Source organism: Desulfoscipio gibsoniae DSM 7213, assembly GCF_000233715.2.
Taxonomy (GTDB): Bacteria; Bacillota; Desulfotomaculia; order Desulfotomaculales; family Desulfallaceae; genus Sporotomaculum; species Sporotomaculum gibsoniae.
In genome coordinates this window covers 2,062,539-2,083,524 of the sequence record NC_021184.1, presented here as the reverse complement: position 1 = coordinate 2,083,524, position 20,986 = coordinate 2,062,539, and the positions used below count along the sequence as shown (strand labels likewise).

22 protein-coding genes are annotated in these 20,986 nt (G+C 49.2%); 21 read left to right on the top strand and 1 reads right to left on the bottom strand.

Going from position 1 to position 20,986, the window contains the following annotated elements; all coding sequences use genetic code 11:
• The 21 genes from DESGI_RS09700 (at window position 1) to DESGI_RS09600 (ending at window position 19,951) form a co-directional block, all read left to right on the top strand.
• A complete protein-coding gene (locus tag DESGI_RS09700) occupies window positions 1-453 on the top strand; it encodes a hydrogenase iron-sulfur subunit (RefSeq protein ID WP_015617968.1) in 453 nt (150 codons plus the stop codon).
• Window positions 450-1,121, top strand: coding sequence for a methylenetetrahydrofolate reductase C-terminal domain-containing protein (locus tag DESGI_RS09695; RefSeq protein WP_006521905.1), 672 nt, complete (start codon window positions 450-452; stop codon window positions 1,119-1,121). Before DESGI_RS09700 ends, DESGI_RS09695 begins: the two co-directional genes overlap by 4 nt.
• Window positions 1,118-2,044, top strand: a complete 927-nt coding sequence (locus tag DESGI_RS09690; RefSeq protein WP_006521904.1) for a methylenetetrahydrofolate reductase — start codon at window positions 1,118-1,120, stop codon at window positions 2,042-2,044. The genes DESGI_RS09695 and DESGI_RS09690 overlap by 4 nt, the downstream gene beginning before the upstream one ends.
• Before the next feature lie 544 nt (window positions 2,045-2,588).
• On the top strand, window positions 2,589-7,076 hold the full coding sequence (locus DESGI_RS09685; protein WP_006521903.1) for an FAD-dependent oxidoreductase: 4,488 nt from the start codon (window positions 2,589-2,591) through the stop codon (window positions 7,074-7,076).
• Window positions 7,063-7,515, top strand: coding sequence for a hydrogenase iron-sulfur subunit (locus DESGI_RS09680; RefSeq protein ID WP_015617967.1), 453 nt, complete (start codon window positions 7,063-7,065; stop codon window positions 7,513-7,515). The genes DESGI_RS09685 and DESGI_RS09680 overlap by 14 nt, the downstream gene beginning before the upstream one ends.
• Complete coding sequence (locus DESGI_RS09675; protein ID WP_006521901.1) at window positions 7,512-8,183, top strand: methylenetetrahydrofolate reductase C-terminal domain-containing protein; 672 nt, start codon at window positions 7,512-7,514, stop codon at window positions 8,181-8,183. Before DESGI_RS09680 ends, DESGI_RS09675 begins: the two co-directional genes overlap by 4 nt.
• Complete coding sequence (locus DESGI_RS09670) at window positions 8,180-9,106, top strand: methylenetetrahydrofolate reductase (RefSeq protein WP_015617966.1); 927 nt, start codon at window positions 8,180-8,182, stop codon at window positions 9,104-9,106. The genes DESGI_RS09675 and DESGI_RS09670 overlap by 4 nt, the downstream gene beginning before the upstream one ends.
• Before the next feature lie 403 nt (window positions 9,107-9,509).
• On the top strand, window positions 9,510-9,827 hold the full coding sequence (locus DESGI_RS09665) for a YbjQ family protein (protein WP_006524567.1): 318 nt from the start codon (window positions 9,510-9,512) through the stop codon (window positions 9,825-9,827).
• Between the two features lie 110 nt (window positions 9,828-9,937).
• Entirely contained in the window at window positions 9,938-10,750 is an 813-nt protein-coding gene (locus tag DESGI_RS09660; protein ID WP_006524566.1) for a DnaD domain-containing protein, read from the top strand.
• An 8-nt stretch (window positions 10,751-10,758) separates the two neighbouring features.
• A complete protein-coding gene (locus DESGI_RS09655; protein WP_006524565.1) occupies window positions 10,759-11,496 on the top strand; it encodes an ATP-binding protein in 738 nt (245 codons plus the stop codon).
• A gap of 256 nt (window positions 11,497-11,752) precedes the next feature.
• A complete protein-coding gene (gene cbiD, locus DESGI_RS09650) occupies window positions 11,753-12,862 on the top strand; it encodes a cobalt-precorrin-5B (C(1))-methyltransferase CbiD (RefSeq protein ID WP_006524564.1) in 1,110 nt (369 codons plus the stop codon).
• Window positions 12,844-13,476: a precorrin-6y C5,15-methyltransferase (decarboxylating) subunit CbiE gene (cbiE, locus tag DESGI_RS09645; RefSeq protein ID WP_006524563.1), complete on the top strand. Its 633-nt coding sequence runs from the start codon at window positions 12,844-12,846 to the stop codon at window positions 13,474-13,476. The genes cbiD and cbiE overlap by 19 nt, the downstream gene beginning before the upstream one ends.
• Window positions 13,469-14,065 (top strand): precorrin-6Y C5,15-methyltransferase (decarboxylating) subunit CbiT, encoded by a 597-nt coding sequence (gene cbiT / locus DESGI_RS09640; RefSeq protein ID WP_006524562.1) that lies wholly within the window; start codon window positions 13,469-13,471, stop codon window positions 14,063-14,065. The genes cbiE and cbiT overlap by 8 nt, the downstream gene beginning before the upstream one ends.
• A 6-nt stretch (window positions 14,066-14,071) precedes the next feature.
• Window positions 14,072-14,785, top strand: coding sequence for a precorrin-2 C(20)-methyltransferase (gene cobI / locus DESGI_RS09635; protein WP_006524561.1), 714 nt, complete (start codon window positions 14,072-14,074; stop codon window positions 14,783-14,785).
• Window positions 14,782-15,537: a precorrin-4 C(11)-methyltransferase gene (cobM, locus tag DESGI_RS09630; RefSeq protein ID WP_006524560.1), complete on the top strand. Its 756-nt coding sequence runs from the start codon at window positions 14,782-14,784 to the stop codon at window positions 15,535-15,537. The genes cobI and cobM overlap by 4 nt, the downstream gene beginning before the upstream one ends.
• On the top strand, window positions 15,534-16,601 hold the full coding sequence (locus DESGI_RS09625) for a cobalt-precorrin 5A hydrolase (protein WP_006524559.1): 1,068 nt from the start codon (window positions 15,534-15,536) through the stop codon (window positions 16,599-16,601). The genes cobM and DESGI_RS09625 overlap by 4 nt, the downstream gene beginning before the upstream one ends.
• A complete protein-coding gene (gene cobJ / locus DESGI_RS09620) occupies window positions 16,598-17,323 on the top strand; it encodes a precorrin-3B C(17)-methyltransferase (RefSeq protein ID WP_041284840.1) in 726 nt (241 codons plus the stop codon). Before DESGI_RS09625 ends, cobJ begins: the two co-directional genes overlap by 4 nt.
• Complete coding sequence (gene cobK, locus DESGI_RS09615; protein ID WP_006524557.1) at window positions 17,320-18,093, top strand: precorrin-6A reductase; 774 nt, start codon at window positions 17,320-17,322, stop codon at window positions 18,091-18,093. The genes cobJ and cobK overlap by 4 nt, the downstream gene beginning before the upstream one ends.
• 57 nt (window positions 18,094-18,150) lie before the next feature.
• The gene (locus DESGI_RS09610; RefSeq protein WP_006524556.1) at window positions 18,151-18,522 is read left to right on the top strand and encodes a sirohydrochlorin chelatase; all 372 of its coding nucleotides are present in this window, start codon (window positions 18,151-18,153) and stop codon (window positions 18,520-18,522) included.
• Window positions 18,519-19,136 carry a precorrin-8X methylmutase gene (locus DESGI_RS09605; RefSeq protein ID WP_006524555.1) on the top strand — a complete coding sequence of 206 codons (618 nt, stop codon included), beginning with the start codon at window positions 18,519-18,521 and terminating at the stop codon, window positions 19,134-19,136. Before DESGI_RS09610 ends, DESGI_RS09605 begins: the two co-directional genes overlap by 4 nt.
• 137 nt (window positions 19,137-19,273) lie before the next feature.
• Entirely contained in the window at window positions 19,274-19,951 is a 678-nt protein-coding gene (locus DESGI_RS09600) for a cell wall hydrolase (RefSeq protein WP_006524554.1), read from the top strand.
• A 91-nt stretch (window positions 19,952-20,042) separates the two neighbouring features.
• On the opposite strand, the gene DESGI_RS09595 is transcribed toward DESGI_RS09600, so the two are convergent.
• Entirely contained in the window at window positions 20,043-20,864 is an 822-nt protein-coding gene (locus tag DESGI_RS09595; protein ID WP_245561204.1) for an Asp23/Gls24 family envelope stress response protein, read from the bottom strand.
• Between the last annotated feature and the right edge of the window lie 122 nt (window positions 20,865-20,986).

Here is a 20,986-nt window from a genome sequence, read left to right as displayed (position 1 = left end):
GTGGCTGAATTTGAACCCAAAATAGTAGCCTTTTGCTGCCACTATTGAGCATACTCAGCTGCGGACCTGGCAGGTTCGATGCGGTTGCAGTATTCACCCAATATCAGAGTGGTAGAAATGCCCTGCTCGGGCACCATTGAACACCGGGTGCTTTTAGAAACCTTTGAAAACGGTGCCGACGGTGTTTATGTGGCGGGCTGCATGGAAGGCGACTGCCACTTTTTAAAAGGCAACATCCGTGCTAAAAAGCGGGTACAGGCAGTCAAGAAAATACTGGATGAAATCGGCTTCGGCAGTGAGCGGCTGGATTTCTTCAACCTGCCCGCTTCCGACGGGGGCCGGTTTGCCCAGATTGCCAATGAGATGACGGAGCGCATCCGCCAGCTCGGCCCCAACCCATTGAATAAAAACGGGGCTGGTAACGCACAGAAAGAAGGTGGCCAAACAGCATGATTATAGCGCAACAAAAACCAGTTGAAGATATCGCCCAAATGATTAACGATTGCAAGAAAGTGTTGTTCGTGGGCTGTGCCGGTTGCGTGACGGTTTGCCTGGCCGGTGGCGAAAAGGAAACTGAAGTGCTGGCCTCAGCCATGCGTATTAAGCGCAACCTGGAGAATAACCCTCTGGAAGCAATCACTTTCACCTGCACCAGGCAGTGTGACCCCGAGTACATCGAGCCCCTGGATAACCTGGTGAAGGATGTAGACGCGATTGTATCGCTGGCCTGCGGCGTGGGCGTGCAGTACCTGGCCGAGCGGTTTAAGGATAAGTGGGTGGTGCCGGCCCTGGATACCAAATTCATCGGCGGCTCCACCGTGCACGGCAGCTGGGAGGAGAAATGCGGGCTGTGCGGCGACTGCATTTTGCACCGCACCGGCGGTATCTGCCCCATTATCCGCTGCTCCAAGAGTATTCTAAACGGCCCCTGCGGCGGCTCTCAGTACGGCAAGTGCGAAGTCAGCAAGGACGTGGATTGCGCCTGGCAGCTTATTTATGACCGCATGAAGGCGCTGGGCAAGCTTGACAAGCTAATGGAATTCCAGCCGCCCAAGGACTGGTCCAAATCCCGGGACGGCGGGCCGCGTAAGGCCATCAGGGAGGATGTGATGATCGATTGAAGAATTTAAGTAAACTGCAGCAAATATTGGACAGCGGTCAATTCGCGGTAACCGCGGAAATAGGGCCGCCCAAGCATTCTTCCGCCGAGGGTATTCGCCATCACGCCGAAATGATGCGCGATTACGTGGACGCTACCAATATTACAGACAACCAGACAGCCATTGTACGCCTGTCCAGCATAGCTGCCGGCGTGCACGTGCTGGCCAATGGCATTGAGCCCATTGTGCAGATGACCTGCCGGGACCGCAACCGGATTGCCATGCAGTCCGATTTAATGGGCGCCTACAGCCTGGGCATGCGCAACGTGCTCTGCCTGTCCGGCGACCACCAGAAGTTCGGCAACCACCCTACGGCTAAGAACGTGTATGATATCGACTCCATGCAGCTCATCTATTACCTGCGCCGCATGCGGGACGAAAAGCTGTTCTTCTCAGGCGAAGAGATCAAAGAGCACGAGCCACAATTCTTTATCGGGGCTGTGGCCAACCCCTTTGCCGACCCCTTTGAGTTCCGGGTGGACCGCCTGGAGAAGAAGGTGGAGGCAGGTGCCCAGTTCATCCAAACCCAGTGCATTTTTGATATGGAGCGCTTTGAGCGATTCATGGAAATGGTGCGCGAGCGCGGCATAGACGAGCGGGTGCATATCCTGGCCGGGGTAACCCCCATGAAGAGCTGGCGGGCGGCCAAGTATATTCAAAATAACGTCAGCGGTATGATCGTGCCCGATGAGCTGGTGGAACGGCTTAAAAACGCCGAAGACCCCAAACGTGAAGGCGTTGACATATGCATTGAGCAAATCAAGTATATCAAGGAAAAAGTTAAGGGTGTGCACGGTGTGCACGTTATGGCTATTGCCTGGGAAGAGGTTGTACCCGAAATCGTGGAAAAATCCGGCCTGTATCCCAGGCCAAAGGTGGGCTAAGTCAGGAGAATTAGCCCCAAAATGCACTAAGCTGTAACGGTACAGAAATTGAACAACCTTTGTTCATAACCGGAATACCTAACCATAATATAATATAAATATCAATTGTACGTATTTACCTTATCAGACCCTCTCTAAAGGAGGGTCTTTTTTTTTATCTACCATTATCCACAGTTTCACTAAAAACAACTCACGGCAAAAAAAATATTTAATAATTACATATATTGATTGACATACGTTCATTGACATACGTTCAATTAATTCAGTATAATGGTTTTAGACGTTAGTTCAAAAGCAGTATGTACCAAATTGCCCGTTCAGATTATTCTAACAAAAGCACCCTTTCTGCCGGGCAATTGCCAAATTACGTCACTAAGCAATCATTATAAAGGCGCTATAACAGTTTATTAACATATCGTAACAAAGCCGATGATACATCGATTAACCAACATTGCAGCCTACTGTCATAACTAATGATTAATCAACGAGCTGGCGTCTGTCTAAAAAATACATAGACCAAATAAAGAGTGTTCGGTGATGAATTATGCATATTGCCGCTAAACGCTCTGAAACGAGAGGAAGGGTGATCCCCTTGGGAAAAGATAATGTTGGCGCAGTAATGGTGGTAGGGGCCGGTATTGCCGGCATCCAGGCATCCCTTGACCTCGCAGAGTCCGGTTACTACGTTTACCTGGTTGAACAGTCACCAGCCATCGGCGGTATTATGCCGATGCTGGATAAAACTTTCCCCACCAATGATTGTTCCATGTGCATTCTTTCCCCTAAAATTGTAGAATGCGGTAGACACTTAAATATTGAAAAGCACATGTTATCCAATATTGTGGATGTACAGGGCAAACCAGGTAACTTTAAGGTGACCCTGCATAAAAAAGCACGTTTTGTTGATTTGGATAAATGCACCGGATGCGGTGATTGCGCCAATGCCTGTCCGGTAGATATGCCCAATGAATTTAACGCCGGGCTGGAAAACCGTCATGCTATTTTTAAGCTTTATCCCCAGGCCATGCCGGCGGCCTATGCTATTGAAAAGGCCGGTATTTCACCCTGTAGAGCCGCCTGCCCGGCAGGAGTCAACGCCCAGGGTTATGTGCAGTTAATTAAAAAAGGGAAATTCCAGGAGGCCTGGTCATTAATTTATCAAGACAACCCATTCCCCGCCGTGTGCGGATTGGTCTGCACCCACCCCTGCGAATCCCAGTGCCATAGAGGCAAAATTGATGCCCCGGTAAGCATAAGAAACTTAAAGCGGGTAGCTGCAGAGCAGGCCTACGCCAACAATATTGACGAGCTTCCTTTACCTGAGCCAGCTTCCCAGCGGGGACAAAGCGTAGCCATCATCGGCAGCGGCCCGGCCGGGTTATCCGCCGCCTATTTTCTGGTGAAAAGCGGCTTCCGGGCTGTAGTTTTTGAGGCTGACCAGTTGGCCGGCGGCATGATGCGTAAAGGCATACCGGAATACCGCCTGCCCAGGCAGTTCCTGGATACTGAAATCAAACTGTTGGAGAAAATGGGCGTAGAAATCAGGTATAACCAGCGTTGGGGTAAGGACTTTTCCGCAGCCGGGCTGAAAAACGATTTCGACGCAGTATTTATAGCCACAGGAACTCCCAGGCCATTTAAACTGAACGTGCCCGGCGAAGATTTAGCCAACGTCATCCCCGGCATTACCTTCCTGAACAATATTAACTTCGGGCAACAAAATGCCCTATCCGGGCGGGTAACCGTAATCGGCGGCGGCAACGTGGCCATTGACAACGCCAGGTCAGCGCTGCGCATGGGTGCCCAGGAAGCTCATGTGTTTGCCCTGGAAAAAGCAGAAGAAATGCCCGCCTCCGCCGAGGAAATTCACCTGGCTGAAGAGGAAGGAATAGTTTTCCATTATTCCCGTGGTGTCAAAGCCATCCAGGGAGATACCATCGTGCAGTCCATAGAGCTGGTGGGCGTGGCATCTGTATTTGATGCTGACGGTCGTTTTAATCCCCAGTATGATGAAACCATAACCGAAACTTTTAATACTGATTACCTGCTGGTGGCCATCGGCCAGGGTGCTGACTATGGCTTCCTGCCCGATGAAGACAAGTCTCTATTAAATGATGCCGGACGGATGCAAGTAGACCGCGATACACTGGAAACCAGCCTGGAGGGAATATTCGCCGGCGGCGACAATGTCACCGGACCCCGCGATGTGGTATCTGCCATCTGTGCCGGTAAAACTGTTGCCGAATCCATAAATCGTTACCTGAGTGGTATGGAACAAAGAAAAGACCGGGTCTTTAAAGTGCCCGAAGATAAAATCGCGCCCTTAAGACAGGCTTTGGAAGATGTCCCTCCCAGCAACCCGGCACCTCTTACCTTTACCCCGGTGGAGCAGCGGTTACACGGGTTTGTCCAGGAAAGCAGCGGACTTACACCTGAACAAGCCATTGCAGAGGCCGAGCGCTGTTTGAATTGCGGTGTCTGTTCGGAATGCGGCGAGTGTGTAAATACATGCATGCGCCAAGCCATTGACCACCACATGCAGGATGAGTACTTGGAATTAGAAGTAGGCTCAATCATTTTAAGCACAGGTGTAAAGACTTACGATCCCAGCAACTTACATTATCTAGGTTATGGTAATTACCCCAATGTGGTAACAAGTATAGAATTTGAGCGTATTTTAAGCGCCTCGGGACCATACCAGGGTCATCTAGTACGGCCCTATGATCATAAAGAACCCCGTAAAATTGCCTGGATCCAATGCGTCGGTTCCAGGAACGTTAAGGAAAACCACGGCTACTGTTCCTCGGTATGCTGTATGTATGCTATTAAAGAAGCAGTCATTGCCAAGGAGCACAGTGCCCAGCCCCTGGATACCACCATCTTTATGATGGATATGCGCTGCTTTGGGAAGGACTTTGAAAAGTATTACCAGAGGGCCAAAAATGAACATGGTGTGAATTTTGTACGCACCAGGGTATACCAGGTCGAACAGACCAATGATGATAGTAAAAATCTCATCATTCATTATGAAGATGAAGACGGTAAATTATTTACCGAAGAGTATGATATGGTGATTCTTTCCGTAGGGCTTGAGCCTTCAGCAGAGGCCAAATCCCTGGCTGAAAAGATGGCTATTGATATCAATAATTACGGCTTTGCCAAACTGGCACCTCTTACCGGTGTAAATACCTCCAATCCCGGTATTTTTACCGCCGGAGCTTACAGCGGACCCAAAGATATTCCCGAGACGGTGCTGCAGGCCAGCGCCGCAGCCAGCGCTGCGGGCAGTCTGCTGGGAGATGTGCGCGGTACATTAATTAAACAAAAAGAATTCCCTCCCGAGCGAGATGTAACTGGTGAAGAACCTCGCATCGGTGTATTCGTGTGCAATTGCGGTATTAATATAGGCGGTGTGGTCAGAGTGCCCGAGGTAGTGGAAGCCGCCAAACATTTACCTTACGTTGTGCATGCCGAAGATAACCTTTATACCTGTTCCCAGGATACCCAGGCAAAGATCAGGGATGCTATTATAGAACATAAATTAAACCGGGTAGTAGTGGCCTCTTGCAGTCCCAGGACCCACAAACCACTATTCCAGGAAACACTGCGGGAAGCCGGTTTGAATAAATTTTTGTTTGAAATGGCCAACATCAGGGACCAGTGTTCCTGGGTGCACATGCACGAGCCCGATAAGGCCACAGAAAAAGCCATTGATTTAGTGAAAATGACGGTGTTTAAAGCCGCTCTGTTACATCCAATCAGGCAGGTTACAGTAGATGTAACTAAGTCAGCTTTAATTATTGGCGGCGGCGTATCTGGTATGGTTAGCGCCCTCTCCCTGGCTCAAATGGGCTACCAGGCTGCTATTGTGGAAAAATCATCTGAACTGGGCGGCATGGGACGTCGCATCAAGCAGGGATTCAATGGTGAAGATATTCAAATTTTTGTTAACGATTTAATTAGTCAAGTTGAAAACCACCCGCTAATTACCGTGTATAAATCAGTCCAGATACAAGAGGCATCCGGTTATGTAGGCAACTTCACCACCATCTTAAACAATGGCGAGCAAGTTAAACACGGTGTTACTATAATGGCCATTGGCGGACGGCAGTATCAACCCAATGAATACCTTTATGGACAAAGCGACCGGGTTATGACTACGCTGGAAATGGAAGAAAACATGGCTGCAGGTAAACTTAAGAACGCCCAAAATATTGTACTTATTAACTGTGTGGGCTCTCGAGATACCGAACGTCCATATTGCAGCCGCATCTGCTGCTCCAAATCCATTAATTTGGCTATCAGGTGCAAAGAATCTAACCCCACAGCTAATGTATTTGTCCTGTACCGGGATATTCGCACCTACGGCTTTTTGGAAGACACTTATCAGGAGGCCCGGACCAAGGGTGTAATCTTTGTTCGGTATAATGAAAATGAAAAACCACAAATAGATAAGAATGACCGGGGTGTTATCGTCACTGTCAAGGATCACATACTGGGTGACAATTTAATTATTAACGCCGACGTGGTGGGACTGGCCGCGGCTATACTGCCACCTGAAGACAACGCTTCCTTGAGTCAAATGTTTAAATTACCACTCAATGCAGACGGATTTTTCCTGGAAGCGCATATGAAACTACGCCCCGTGGACTTTGCCTCGGAAGGGGTATTTATGGCTGGTATTGCCCACGGTCCTAAAAATATGGAGGAAAATATTGCCCAGGCCAAGGCCGCTGCGGGACGGGCCGCAACTATATTAAGTAAACAAGGTCTGGCATCTCTTGGTCTGGTGGCCACAGTAGACACCAGTAAGTGTGCAGCTTGCCTTACCTGTGTGCGGCTGTGCCCCTTCAATGTGCCCCGCATTAACAATAACGTGGCTGAAATCGAAGCAGTGCTGTGTCAGGGATGCGGTACCTGTGCCGGCGAGTGCCCCAACAAGGCCATCACGCTGCAGGGTTACAGCGACCGCATGTATGTAAATATGGTTAATGGCTTATTTGAGGAGGTGCGTGAAGGTGGCCGAATTTGAACCCAAAATAGTAGCCTTTTGCTGCCATTACTGAGCATACTCAGCTGCGGACCTGGCAGGTTCAATGCGGTTGCAGTATTCACCCAATATCAGAGTGATTGAAATGCCCTGCTCGGGCACCATTGAACACCGGGTGCTTTTAGAAACCTTTGAAAACGGTGCCGACGGTGTTTATGTGGCGGGCTGCATGGAAGGCGACTGCCACTTCTTAAAAGGCAACATCCGCGCTAAAAAGCGGGTACAGGCAGTCAAGAAAATACTGGATGAGATCGGCTTCGGCAGTGAGCGGCTGGAGTTTTACAACCTGCCCGCTTCCGACGGGGGCCGGTTTGCCCAGATTGCCAATGAGATGACGGAACGCATCCGCCAGCTTGGCCCCAACCCCTTGAATAAAACCGGGGCTGGTAACGCACAGAAAGAAGGTGGCCAAACAGCATGATAGTTGCCCAACAAAAACCAATTGAAGACATCGCCCAAATGATTAACGATTGCAAGAAAGTGTTGTTCGTGGGCTGTGCCGGCTGCGTGACGGTTTGCCTGGCCGGCGGCGATAAGGAAACTCAGGTACTGGCCTCAGCCATGCGTATTAAGCGCAACCTGGAGAATAACCCTCTGGAAGCAATCACTTTCACCTGCACCAGGCAGTGTGACCCCGAGTACATCGAGCCCCTGGATAACCTGGTGAAGGATGTAGACGCGATTGTATCGCTGGCCTGCGGCGTGGGCGTGCAGTACCTGGCCGAGCGGTTTAAGGATAAGTGGGTGGTGCCGGCCCTGGATACCAAATTCATCGGTGGCTCCACCGTGCACGGCAGCTGGGAGGAAAAGTGCGGGCTGTGCGGCGACTGCATTTTGCATCGCACCGGCGGTATCTGCCCCATTATCCGCTGCTCCAAGAGTATTCTAAACGGCCCCTGCGGCGGCTCTCAATACGGCAAGTGCGAAGTCAGCAAGGACGTGGATTGCGCCTGGCAGCTTATTTATGACCGCATGAAGGCGCTGGGCAAGCTTGACAAGCTAATGGAATTCCAGCCGCCCAAGGACTGGTCCAAATCCCGGGACGGCGGGCCGCGTAAGGCCATCAGGGAGGATGTGATGATCGATTGAAGAATTTAAGTAAACTGCAGCAAATACTGGACAACGGTCAATTCGCGGTAACCGCGGAAATAGGGCCGCCCAAGCATTCTTCCGCCGAGGGTATTCGCCATCACGCCGAAATGATGCGCGATTACGTGGACGCTACCAATATTACCGACAACCAGACAGCCATTGTACGCCTGTCCAGCATAGCTGCCGGCGTGCACGTGCTGGCCAATGGCATTGAGCCCATTGTGCAGATGACCTGCAGGGACCGCAACCGGATTGCCATGCAGTCCGATTTAATGGGCGCCTACAGCCTGGGCATGCGCAACGTGCTCTGCCTGTCCGGCGACCACCAGAAGTTCGGCAACCACCCTACGGCTAAGAACGTGTATGATATCGACTCCATGCAGCTCATCTATTACCTGCGCCGCATGCGGGACGAAAAGCTGTTCTTCTCAGGCGAAGAGATTAAAGAGCACGAGCCACAATTCTTTATCGGGGCTGTGGCCAACCCCTTTGCCGACCCCTTTGAGTTCCGGGTGGACCGCCTGGAGAAGAAGGTGGAGGCAGGTGCCCAGTTCATCCAAACCCAGTGCATTTTTGATATGGAGCGCTTTGAGCGATTCATGGAAATGGTGCGCGAGCGCGGCATCGACGAGCGGGTGCATATCCTGGCCGGGGTAACCCCCATGAAGAGCTGGCGGGCGGCCAAGTATATTCAAAATAACGTCAGCGGTATGATCGTGCCCGATGAGCTGGTGGAACGGCTTAAAAACGCCGAAGACCCCAAACGTGAAGGCGTTGACATATGCATTGAGCAAATCAAGTATATCAAGGAAAAAGTTAAGGGTGTGCACGGTGTGCACGTTATGGCTATTGCCTGGGAAGAGGTTGTACCCGAAATCGTGGAAAAATCCGGCCTGTATCCCAGGCCAAAGGTGGGCTAAGTCCGGAGAATTAGCCCCAAAATGCATTAAGCTGTAACGGTACAGAAGTGGAAGCCCGCATCCCAGGTGGCTTCAGTAATATTGGAGCAATCAAGTAATAATAATTTTAACAAATTTAACATGTTGATATGTTATTAATACATTTTTGAGTAATCGATGATTCCTAAGGCCCTCGAAATGAGGGTCTTTTTTCTTTAGTTTATAAATATTTCCTTGGGCAGCCAATTACAGACATTTTAAAACACCAATAAAACAAAGATCGTTAATAAAATCAATGAGCGATGAGAATAATTAAACCAACTGTCCCGGGTTAGTTTTATTTGTCAATTTAAAAATAAAGGATTGTTGCTATCTTTGCCGTAAATTACTAAGGGACACTTTATCATGGGAGGGAAAATTTTTTATGATATTAACCACTACTCCATCGGTGGAAGGAAAAAGCATTGCCGATTATCTAGGTATCGTATGCGGTGAAGCCATTATGGGTGCCAATGTTTTTCGCGATGTGTTCGCCGCCATTACCGATATTGTCGGCGGTAGATCGGGAGCCTATGAAGCAAAACTTGCCCAGGCCAGGGAAATCGCCCTGGATGAAATGGCTGCCAAAGCACAGCGCGCCGGTGCCAACGCAGTGGTAGGTGTAGATATTGATTATGAAGTTATTCGGGATGGCATGCTGATGGTAACGGCCAGCGGCACCGCGGTAAGGCTAACCTCGTAGGCCGAATTGTTGATACAAGGTATCGTTAGCCTGCACATGCTAAAACAGTGGACAAACCCTTCGCTCTACCATAAAATATTTTTAAGGTCAAAAGAAGGAGAGATTACCCTATGGTCCCAACGAGCACAGTAAGCACAGTCAAAAAATATCAAAGGGGCAATATCACTGCCGCTTTCGGTGTGGACCTGTTTATCCACGGCTCAACCGCCATACCTAATTTGTTGTTGAAGCTATATAAACAAATGGGCATTACAGATACTGAAATGATGCTGCTTATCCAATTATTTAGGCTTTTTATAGAAGATAATAATTACTTGCCAACAACAGAGTTGCTTTATGAGCATCTATCCGGAGATGGAGAGCAGATAAACCGGGATCTGGAAAGTTTAATCAATAACGGCATCCTTAAAATAACCGAGTTCTACGATGCTGAAAGAGAGCTAATCATCAAAGGATATGATTTTGAACCTTTATTTGAAAAATTGTCTGAGGTCTGGGCCTGTGCCAGGGTGAAACAGCACGAGGCAATCAAAAATATAATGGAAAACAAATCCTCAAATTCCATAAATTTATACAAGAGTTTTGAAAAAGAATTTGGCCGGTTGCTTTCACCCATGGAAATTGAACAAATTGATACATGGTCGCAAAAAATGCCCCCGTTGATGGTGCTAGAAGCACTGCGCCGGGCCGTTATGCTGGGTAAACATAATTTTAAGTATATAGATAGTATCTTGTTGGAATGGGAAAAGAACAATTTAAATACCCCGGAAAAGGTAAAAGATTATGACCGGCAATTCAAAATGAAACATACCGAGCAAAAAAGAAAATCAAATAACGGCAAGCGTAAAGTTGATCAAAAAAATGATCAAAAGGATAACCAGAATACTAAAAAGAGTATCATCCAATCACTTTATATGAGTTAAAGGGGTTTGTGGCTTTGACTTATTTATGTAATAAATGCGCCGACAGAGGGCTGGTCATTCATGATGGCGTAGCTATGCCTTGTACATGTGTAAAGCAACGGACCATCAACAATAAAATAAAGGCCGCACAAATCCCACCCATGATGACTAATTTTACATTTAATCGTTTTAACTTGGAATTTTACTCCCGCACCCAAATTGATCCTGTTAAAAATACTTCTCATTGCAATGCTGCAGCGGTTACTTTAAAGGCAGCCAGGGATTTTGCCAAAAACTACCTAGACAATCCACATACCGATGGATTGCTGTTAACCGGCCCGGTGGGCAGCGGCAAAACTTTTTTAGCCTGCTGTATAGCCAATGCCCTTTTGGCTCAGGGTAAAACGCTGCTATTTATAGTAGTGCCTGATCTGCTGGACCAGATCAAGGCAACCTACGATGCCAAAAATCAAAATGCCGTCACTGAGTCGGAGCTGCTGGATACCGCCCGGGAAGTGCCACTGCTGATATTGGATGACCTGGGTGCCCATAACTACACTGACTGGACAAGGAATAAAATATTTTCCATCATCAATCACCGGCTTAATTACCTTTTACCCACTATTATCACCACCAATATCAATCTGGAGGACCTGGAACAATTCCTGGGTGAAAGGACAACCTCACGTATTATTCAGATGTGCCGTCCTTATCGTCTACTGGTGGATGTGGATATACGCGTGCAAATGATCAGTCAGAGCAGGTAGTTTAGCCACTGATATTGTGCTGGCAAAACTGGCTGTAAAAAATGCACATAATTGAGCCGCAAACATAACAGGCATACTACCCGGGCCAAACCCGGTTCCATTATTTTTAATACAGCTTGCACACAAAGGCTCTTTATCAATTAATGAAAGAAGACCCGTTCTTTTCATGCGGAGCGGGTTTATTTGTGAAAAGAAAATATGAAGAGGAAAGCCTGCCGGCTTCACCGGGCCAGGCAGGCTGTCAAGGAGAAACAGCATGACCGGTAATCAAAAGCTCAAATCAGGGATCAGCACAGGGGCCTGTGCAGCCGCAGCAGCAAAAGCAGCCGCATTAGCCTTGTTTAAAAATAAATACCATAATCAATTAACGGTTACCAACCCACAGGGCAGAAAAATAACGGTGCCCATCAATCGTTATATCAAAATACCAGACGGCCAGGGGGCAGTGGTTATCAAGGATGGCGGAGATGACCCCGACGTTACCCATGGTTTGGAAATAATCGCTTCAATTAGCAGAACCCATGACGGAACCATCACTATCCAGGGCGGGGAAGGTGTGGGTACGGTTACCAAACCTGGTTTACAAGTTGCGGTAGGTCAGAGCGCCATCAACCCCGTACCCCTGTGGATGATTAACAACGCCCTGGCCGAGGTTATCCCCCCCGATACGGGATGTACGGTCACTATTAGCGTACCGGGCGGCGAAGCAGTGGCCCGGCGCACCCTGAACCCACGGCTGGGTATTGTGGGCGGTATTTCCATTTTAGGCACCACTGGCATCGTTCGCCCCATGTCCGAAGAGGCTTTTAAAAATTCTCTTCTTCCCTTGATTGATATGGCGGTAGCCCACGGGTATGATCAGGTGGTGCTTACCCCCGGACGCATGGGGGTAAGATGGGCCACCAATCAGGGATTGCCGGAAAAGGCAGTGGTGGAAATGAGCAATTTTGTAGGCTTTATGTTGGAGGGCTGTGTGGCCAGGGGAATTAAAAAAGTTCTGCTGTGGGGGCACCACGGCAAGCTAATTAAAATAGCCGCAGGGATTTTTCACACCCATAGCAAAGTGGCAGACGCCCGGCAGGAAACCCTGGCTGCGCTGGCCGCGTCACTGGGTGCCGGGCCAGCTATCGTGTCAAATGTTCTGGCCTGCACCACCACCGAAGCCATTGTAGATATTTTAACCCAAGAGAGACTAACCAAAGTACTTGATCTAGCCGCCCAGCGGGCTAGCGCCAGAGCCGCGATCCATGTTCAGGGGAAGCTTGTTGTAGGTACGGCACTTTTAAACATGAAGGGTGAAGTACTGGCTGCCGACCGGCCGGCCCGGGTTATTGGGAGGGAACTGGGATGGCACATATCACTGTAGCGGGTGTGGGGCCGGGCAGCGAAAAATACCTGACCCGAGCCTGTATTGAAGCAGCCGAACAAGCTGATATACTGGTGGGCGGCAGGCGACAGCTGGCGCTGTTCAGCCACTTAACCTCAGAAAAATACGTTATCACAGCGGCTATGGACAAGCTGATTGACTACCTGGCCGATAATGCCCGGGCCGGAAAAAAAATTGTCGTACTGGCCTCTGGGGACCCAGGCTTTTACGGTATACAGTCTACTTTACAGAACCGCCTGCCCGGTTTCACCATCAATGTACTGCCGGGGGTCTCTTCAATACAGCTGGCCTGCGCCAGGCTGGGTCTGCCCTGGCACGACGTTTTTTTAACCAGCTGCCACGGTAGGGATTACGGGCACCTGGCCAGGGCAGTTAAAGATCACCACAAAGTGATTACCCTTACAGACCCGCGTCACAACCCTGCTGAGCTGGCCAGGATCTTATTAAATAAAGGGGTAACTGCCAGAAAAGTATATGTGGCCTGCAACTTATCCTACCCAGATGAACTGATCACAGCCACCACTCTGGAGCAGCTGGCAGCCGTTCCAAAATGGCGGGAAAATAATTGCGTGATGGTGATTATTAATGAATAACCAATGGTCTTTTACTACCCCTGGTATCCCGGATGATTTATTTACACGCAACGAAGTGCCCATGACCAAAGAGGAAATTAGAGTGCTGACTCTGGCCAAAGCTAGACTGGCCCCGGGGCAAATTGTGTGGGACATCGGTTCAGGCACTGGTTCACTATCCGTTGAGGCAGCCCTGTTGGTGCCCGGGGGAACAGTGTATTCGGTGGAAAGAAATCCTAGCGGGCTGGAAATGACGTTGTGCAATACCGAACAGTTCTCGATAAAAAACGTGGTTATAGTGCCGGGTGAGGCACCAAAAGTACTAGGGCATTTACCTGCCCCCCACCGGGTGTTGGTTGGAGGCAGCGGTGGAAAACTGCCCCAAATATTACAAGCAGTCCGTGACAGACTGCATCCCGGAGGCAGGTTGGTAATCAATGCCGTAACAGTAGAAACATTTAACCTGTGCAGCAAGCTGCTTGAAGGTTGGTGCCGGGAAGTTATACAAGTCAATATATCCCGGGCTGTGCCCACCGGTAAAGTCCACCTGTGGCGTGCCCTTAACCCGGTTTACATATTTACCGCGGAAAAAGACAGGGAGGAAGTGTAATTAACATTGGCTGGTAAATTTTATGGCATCGGGGTGGGTCCCGGCGATCCGGAGCTGCTCACCATAAAAGCCCACAGGGTTTTATCGGCAGTGGATGTACTATGTGTGCCCAAATCGAAAATGGAGAAGGACAGCCTGGCTTTATCTGTTGTCCAGATGGCCGTACCTAAGGAATACACGTTTTTGGAGTTGCAGTTTCCCATGTCCAAAGACCAGGTACTGCTGGAACAAAGCTGGCAACAAGCCGGCCAGCAAGTTGCCAGGGAGCTGATCACCGGGCGAAATGTGGCTTTTATCACCATAGGAGATCCCACCCTATACAGTACCTACGGCTATCTATTACGTTACTTGAGGGCCAACCACCCGGATTTAATCACCGAAACCGTTCCCGGAGTTTCTTCCATCACAGCCTGTCCGGCCTATATACAGGAACCGCTGGTGGAAGGTGACGAAAAGCTGGCGGTCATCCCGGCTACCTATAATTTGGATGATTTAAAACAAATTCTGGATATCTTCGACACCGTGGTGTTAATGAAGGTTAACCGGCGGTTGGGAGAGCTTATGGAGTATCTTAAACACACTGGAAATTTTGATACGTACTTTGTACATCGCTGTGGTTATCAGGATCAATTTGCTACAAACCAACCCGAAACCCTGCTGAATCAAAAACTGCATTACATGTCACTGATGATTGTTAAAAAGCGGAGGGAAAGCCGATGATTTATTTTGTTGGTGCCGGCCCGGGCGACCCGGACCTTATTACCGTTAAAGGAGCCCGGTTACTGGCCCAAGCCCAGGTAGTTGTTTACGCGGGCTCACTGGTGAATAAGGAACTGCTAAGCAGATGCGCCCCCGGTACTAAAATATATAACAGCGCTAACATGACGCTGCAACAAATTATCGATGTAATGATTAAAGCCCACCAGGCCGGGCAAGAGGTGGTTCGCCTGCATACCGGTGACCCATCCCTTTACGGTGCCATCCAGGAACAAATGGATGAACTGCGAAAGGCTGACGTGCCTTTTGCTGTAATTCCCGGTGTAAGCTCATTTGTGGCGGCCGCTGCGGCCATTCCCCACGAACTTACTTTGCCAGGTGTAACCCAGACCGTGATACTAACCAGGTATAAGGGACGTACGGCAGTGCCCGTGGCCGAATCCATGACCGGTCTGGCTGCCCACCAGGCCACAATGTGCATTTTTTTAAGCGTTCATCTAATAGATCAATTAGCTAAAGATTTACTGGCTGGAGGCTACCCGTTAGATACACCTGTGTTGGTAGTTGAGAAGGCTACCTGGCCTGATGAGCAAATCATCTCGGGTACCCTGGACGATATTACGGCCCGGGTGAAGCAGGCAGGCATCACCCGCACAGCCATGATCTTGGTGGGAGCATCATTTAAAGCAGATTACACCCCGTCCCGGCTTTATGATGGCAACTTTAATCATGGTTTCCGAGAGGGCGGCCAGTGAGCACCGCCATAATCTGCCTGACCGCCCGGGGTTACCAATTAGGCCAAAGAATTAAAAATGAAATAAACGCTGTTAACCCCAACAGCACAGTGTTGTACGCTCCAGATCGAGATTATGTCGACCCGGCGGACGCCCTGATATTTAATGAGCTTGCCCCGGTGGTACAGTCCGTTTTCAACCGCAACCGTCAACTAATTTTTATTATGGCACTGGGCATCGTGGTGCGCATGCTGGCCGGGCATATTCGTGATAAAACCACCGACCCGGCCGTGGTGGTACTGGATGAAGCGGGCCAGCACGTTATTAGCGTGCTGGCAGGGCACCTGGGGGGAGCCAACCAGCTGGCCCGGCAGATAGCAAGGATTATCGGCGCCCGGCCCGTGATCACCACCGCCACTGATGTACACGGTTTGCCGGCGATAGACGACCTGGCCAGGGAATATAATATGGCCATTGACCCTTTGACAGCAGTACGCCGGGTTAACAGCGCCATCGTTAACGGTAGAAAGGTACATATCTACACTGATATCCCTCTACACATTGAGACAGGCAGTCAATTAAAAATATATTCAACCAGAGATTATCCGAAACCGGGCAGCCAGGTCGCCTATCATGTGGTAATCACCAACCGCTGTCTGGACGAACCCCTGGCCAATACTATGTTTTTACGACCCCGCAACTTGGTGGCAGGGGTGGGCTGCCGCTCAGGCACGCCGGGGGAGAAGATACGAGCAGCCATCCAGAACGCCCTGGCCGGCTGCCGCCGATCTTTATTAAGTCTGCGGGCCCTGGCCACCATTGAGCAAAAAGCCGGTGAACCAGGCCTACAGCAAGTAGCCGCCGAACTGAAACTGCCGTTGGCTTGCTTTTCCCGGGAACAAATCAATACACTAATGCTCAACCCAAGCCAAGCGCTACAGCGTTCGGATTTTGTACAAAAAAACATGGGGGTGCCCGGAGTTAGTGAACCGGTGGCCCTACTGGCAACAAGAAAGGGTGAATTAATATTAGCCAAGCAAAAATATCAGGGCATCACGGTGGCACTGGCGGAGGATCGCTGCTGATAATCGGCACAGGGCCGGGAGCAGCTGCCGATATAAGCGCCCGGGCTCTGGAGGCCTTGCAATCCGCCGACGTCATTGTGGGCTATAAAACATATATCGATTTAATTCAAGACATTATTCAAGAAAAGCAAGTAATCAGCACCGCCATGACCAGGGAAAAGGAACGCTGCGAGGCAGCTATAGAACAAGCCGCCGCCGGTTACCGGGTAGCCGTGGTCAGCAGCGGCGACCCCGGCGTATACGGCATGGCGGGACTAATACTGGAATTACTTGAAAGCACTGGCCAATTAAAAACCATACCAGTGCAAATCATACCCGGCATTACTTCAGCCACCGCGTCTGCTGCCCGGCTAGGCGCACCGCTGATGCACGATTTTGCAGTCATCAGCCTCAGTGATTTGTTAACTCCCTGGGAAACCATTGAAAAGAGACTTGAAGCCGCAGCTATGGCGGACTTTGTCATTGTATTATATAACCCTGCTAGTAAAAAAAGGGACTGGCAAATTAAAAAGGCTCGGGAAATATGCCTGCAGCATAAAACTCCGACTACCCCGGTGGGCATAGTAAAAAATGCCGCACGGGAAGACGAAGAAATATATATTACAGATTTGTCCGGCATGCTGGATTACCCCATAGACATGCTCACCACCGTCATTGTGGGTAATTGTTCCACCAGGCGGATCGGCGAATTCATTATCACTCCCCGGGGCTATGCCCTATGATTTTAGTGCTGGGAGGCACATCGGAAAGCCGCCAGCTAGTCACCAGGCTGGCCGGGCCTGGCCAACCACTTATTGTCTGCACAGCCACTCCTTACGGGGGCGACTTACTTAAAGAATGCAGAGGTAATGCACAAATTATTACAGGCCGGTTAAACGAAGATGAACTGGCTGGACTAATGGTTGCCCAAAATATAACAGTACTTATTGATATGACGCATCCCTTTGCTGAGCTGGCCACAGCCACAGCCCAGAGGGCCTGTGCCCGCTCCGGTGTTTTATACTTGCGCTTTGAGAGACCCTCATTACCGCTTCCCGATCACCCGCTGGTGGTTCAGGTAAACACCTATCAAGCTGCGGCCCGCCGGGCGGTTGAGCTGGCCAGCCAAACTGTTTTTATTACCACCGGCACCAAAACATTGCCTTTGTTCGCCGGCGCAGCTCATGCCGCCGGCTTGCGGGCGGTGGCCCGCATATTACCTGACCCGGCTGGTCTACGCCTCTGTCTCGATTTAGGCATAGCTCCGGAAGATATCGTAGCCATGCAAGGACCGTTTTCAGTTGATATGAATAAGGCACTATTAACTCATTACAAAGCCAGCGTGTTAGTAACTAAAGAAAGCGGTCCGGCCGGTGGCTCTGACACTAAAATAAAAGCTGCTTTGGACCTTTCCATACCAGTGGTGGTTATAAAACGACCTCCGGCCCCGGCAGGAGCCATAAGTGATCTGGATGAACTAATTAACCAAATAAAAATAACTATGAGACAATAAGAGTACTTATCAATGAAAAAGTTACTTTTATAATATAATGAAAGGACGGGAGGCTTTTTGAAAACAGGAGTTATCATATTAAGTCACGGTAGCCGTCTGCCTGAAGCCCAGGCTACTTTACAGAAAATAACGACTATGATTGAAGCGGGTGCAACAAAAGATTTTTTAATAGAAGGCGCGGCACTGCAATTTAACCAGCCGGATCTGCCCACAGCCATTGCCCGGATTGTGGAACGTGGAGCTGAGCGACTAGTTGTTGTACCTCTTTTTCTTTACCTTGGACTACACATGCAGAGAGATATTCCAGAGATATTAGAGGAACAAAGAAAACTCTACCCTGACATCAGTATATCTATGATCGAACATATTGGGACAGACCCCCGGCTGCTGGATATCATCCTGGACAGGGTCAGGGGGGCGGCAGTTTGAAATTTACAGTTGATCCCGGAGCCATTGAGCAGGAAAGTATGGCTATTATTGAAAAAAATGTTCCCTCCCTGGCCCTGCTGCCAGCCAGGGAACAGTCCATTGTTAAAAGAATTATCCATACCACCGGGGATTTTAACATCGCTCCTCTGGTGAAAATACACCCGCAGGCCGTGGAACGCGGCCTGGCTGCGATTCACCGGGGCTGTACTATTTTCACCGATGTCAATATGGTACTGGCCGGGCTGAATAATAAAAAATTAACTGAGTTTGGCGTTCAAGCAATTTGTCGCATCGCCGACCCGTCCGTTGCAGCAGAAGCTACGCGCACAGGCCAAACCCGGGCTATGGTGACCATGCGCCAGGCCGGTGCACTGCAGGGAGATATTGTGGTAATTGGCAATGCACCCACTGCCCTGTTCACCCTTTGCGCCATGATTGAACAAGGGGAGGCCGACCCTGCCCTGGTTATCGGTACCCCTGTGGGCTTTGTGGGTGCCAGCGAATCTAAAGAACTGCTGGTCAGCTTGAATAAAGTGCCCTATATAACCGTGCAGGGCACCAGAGGCGGCAGCACCATCGCCGCTTCCATAGTAAACGCTCTGTTATATATGTAAATACAATTATAAGGAATTCTATCCCACCATAAAAAGGACAGGCTTATCAAAGGCCTGTCCTTTTTTATGGATATATTTACCAGTATAGAATATATATATATTGAGCAAAATATTTGTTGGTCAGAAAGGAGGAAAAGATGAACACTCATTTTTCCAAGCTTGCCGGTATTATATTGTTTGCGCTGTGCCTGGTGATATACAATGCGCATGGTGCACAAGCCGGTGCGGAAAAAGAAGTGGCTGGAGGATCAAACGGCATAACGGTCAAATATACGGTGCAGCCGGGTGATACTCTATCCGAAATAGCCAGGGCATTTGGTGTTGACTTAAATCAATTAATACGCGCTAACAGTCTGGAAACATCGGTAATAAGGCCTTATCAGGTTTTAACCATTCCTTCAGGGGAAAAGGCCGACTCGGACAATATCAGCCGGGGTGATATTTCCAGGGAAGACTTGCTGCTTTTGGCCCGGGCTATTCATGCCGAAGCCAGGGGTGAAAGCTTTGAAGGCCAGGTGGCGGTTGGGGCGGTGATTTTAAACCGCCTGCATAGCCCGCACTTCCCCGATAGCGTCAGGGAAGTGGTTTTCCAGCGCAGTAAAAACCTGTATCAGTTCACTCCTGTTTCTGATGGTACCATTAATCTAAGCCCTGACGAGACGGCCATTAAAGCTGCCACAAAGGCACTGGAAGGTTATGATCCAACCAATGGTGCACTGTTTTTCTATAATCCCAGCATTGCATCTGATCGTTGGATCAGGTCTTTACCCGTGCTAACAAAAATAGGCAGCCATGTTTTTGCTACTAAAACATAAAAAATAAAGGCACGCTCTAAACCATTTTTAGTAAATGGTTTAGAGATGCCTTTTTTATTATAAATCAAAATACTTTGTTAGCGTCACCACGTTAGCCTAACTCCCCAACTTGAATGTCCGCTACAGTCACGTTGATGTACTTCACAGTTAATCCGGTCATATTTTCCAACTGCTGTTTAACCACCCTTTGTACTTCCCTGCTAAGTTCATCCAGCTTAAAGTTTAAATTCGCCACCACGAACAGTTCTATGGTCACACCTTGTCCTTCCCTGATGATATGGGCGTGTTTTACCCCCACCACACCCGGAATTGCTGTGGCCGCATAACTGGCGATGGAGCCCAAGGCCCCCTGAGATATGGTAAATTTACCATACAATGTGAAGGTGGGTCTAACCACCGACTGCTCCGTCCAACTACGCCGCCCCCTTAGCCCTTTACGGCGCATAAAAACCTGTAATGGATCAATAATACTTTCAGGAAAACTTTTTTTTACTTCTATAATAGGTGCAGGAATGACATGTTTGCTGTGTTGGGTGCGCATAACACGTGCTTTCCTTATCTCCTTAGCCGAGGCGATTTGGTCGATATGGATGTACTCTTTAATATTGGGCAGATTCAATCCTGCAGCAATCCTTTCCGTCATACCCCTTGATGTCCCTAAAATTAAAATCTTTTCCGGAGCCTGCATGGCAATAGCTTCACCGGCGACTCTCCGGTGCTCTGCATCAATAAAAAGGGCTGTTTTAATGGCCCCAATCCGGGTTGGTTGTTTTTTGGCCGACACACCGGCAATTATTCTATCTCCTTTAATAATTAATCCGTCATCTATGATAACTTCGCAACCTAAGTAACCGGCCAGCATCACGGCCCGGTGGCTTTTACCCGTACCGCTGGGACCCACCAGTGCATACACTTCCAACAAAATCCCTCATTCCTCAGTTTTAAATTGCTATCGATGGATAAAAACTATATACTTTTGATAATGGCTTTATCCTGGCAGTATAAGTACCGCTAACATTATTATATATTATCAAT

What these genes read in the sequence shown, in the direction of transcription:
- DESGI_RS09695 (WP_006521905.1), top strand. Translation starts at nt 450, where the DNA reads ATGATTATAGCGCAACAAAAACCAGTTGAAGATATCGCCCAAATGATT.
- DESGI_RS09685 (WP_006521903.1), top strand. Translation starts at nt 2,589, where the DNA reads ATGCATATTGCCGCTAAACGCTCTGAAACGAGAGGAAGGGTGATCCCC.
- DESGI_RS09675 (WP_006521901.1), top strand. Translation starts at nt 7,512, where the DNA reads ATGATAGTTGCCCAACAAAAACCAATTGAAGACATCGCCCAAATGATT.
- DESGI_RS09665 (WP_006524567.1), top strand. Translation starts at nt 9,510, where the DNA reads ATGATATTAACCACTACTCCATCGGTGGAAGGAAAAAGCATTGCCGAT.
- DESGI_RS09660 (WP_006524566.1), top strand. Translation starts at nt 9,938, where the DNA reads ATGGTCCCAACGAGCACAGTAAGCACAGTCAAAAAATATCAAAGGGGC.
- cbiD (WP_006524564.1), top strand. Translation starts at nt 11,753, where the DNA reads ATGACCGGTAATCAAAAGCTCAAATCAGGGATCAGCACAGGGGCCTGT.
- cbiE (WP_006524563.1), top strand. Translation starts at nt 12,844, where the DNA reads ATGGCACATATCACTGTAGCGGGTGTGGGGCCGGGCAGCGAAAAATAC.
- cbiT (WP_006524562.1), top strand. Translation starts at nt 13,469, where the DNA reads ATGAATAACCAATGGTCTTTTACTACCCCTGGTATCCCGGATGATTTA.
- cobM (WP_006524560.1), top strand. Translation starts at nt 14,782, where the DNA reads ATGATTTATTTTGTTGGTGCCGGCCCGGGCGACCCGGACCTTATTACC.
- cobK (WP_006524557.1), top strand. Translation starts at nt 17,320, where the DNA reads ATGATTTTAGTGCTGGGAGGCACATCGGAAAGCCGCCAGCTAGTCACC.
- DESGI_RS09600 (WP_006524554.1), top strand. Translation starts at nt 19,274, where the DNA reads ATGAACACTCATTTTTCCAAGCTTGCCGGTATTATATTGTTTGCGCTG.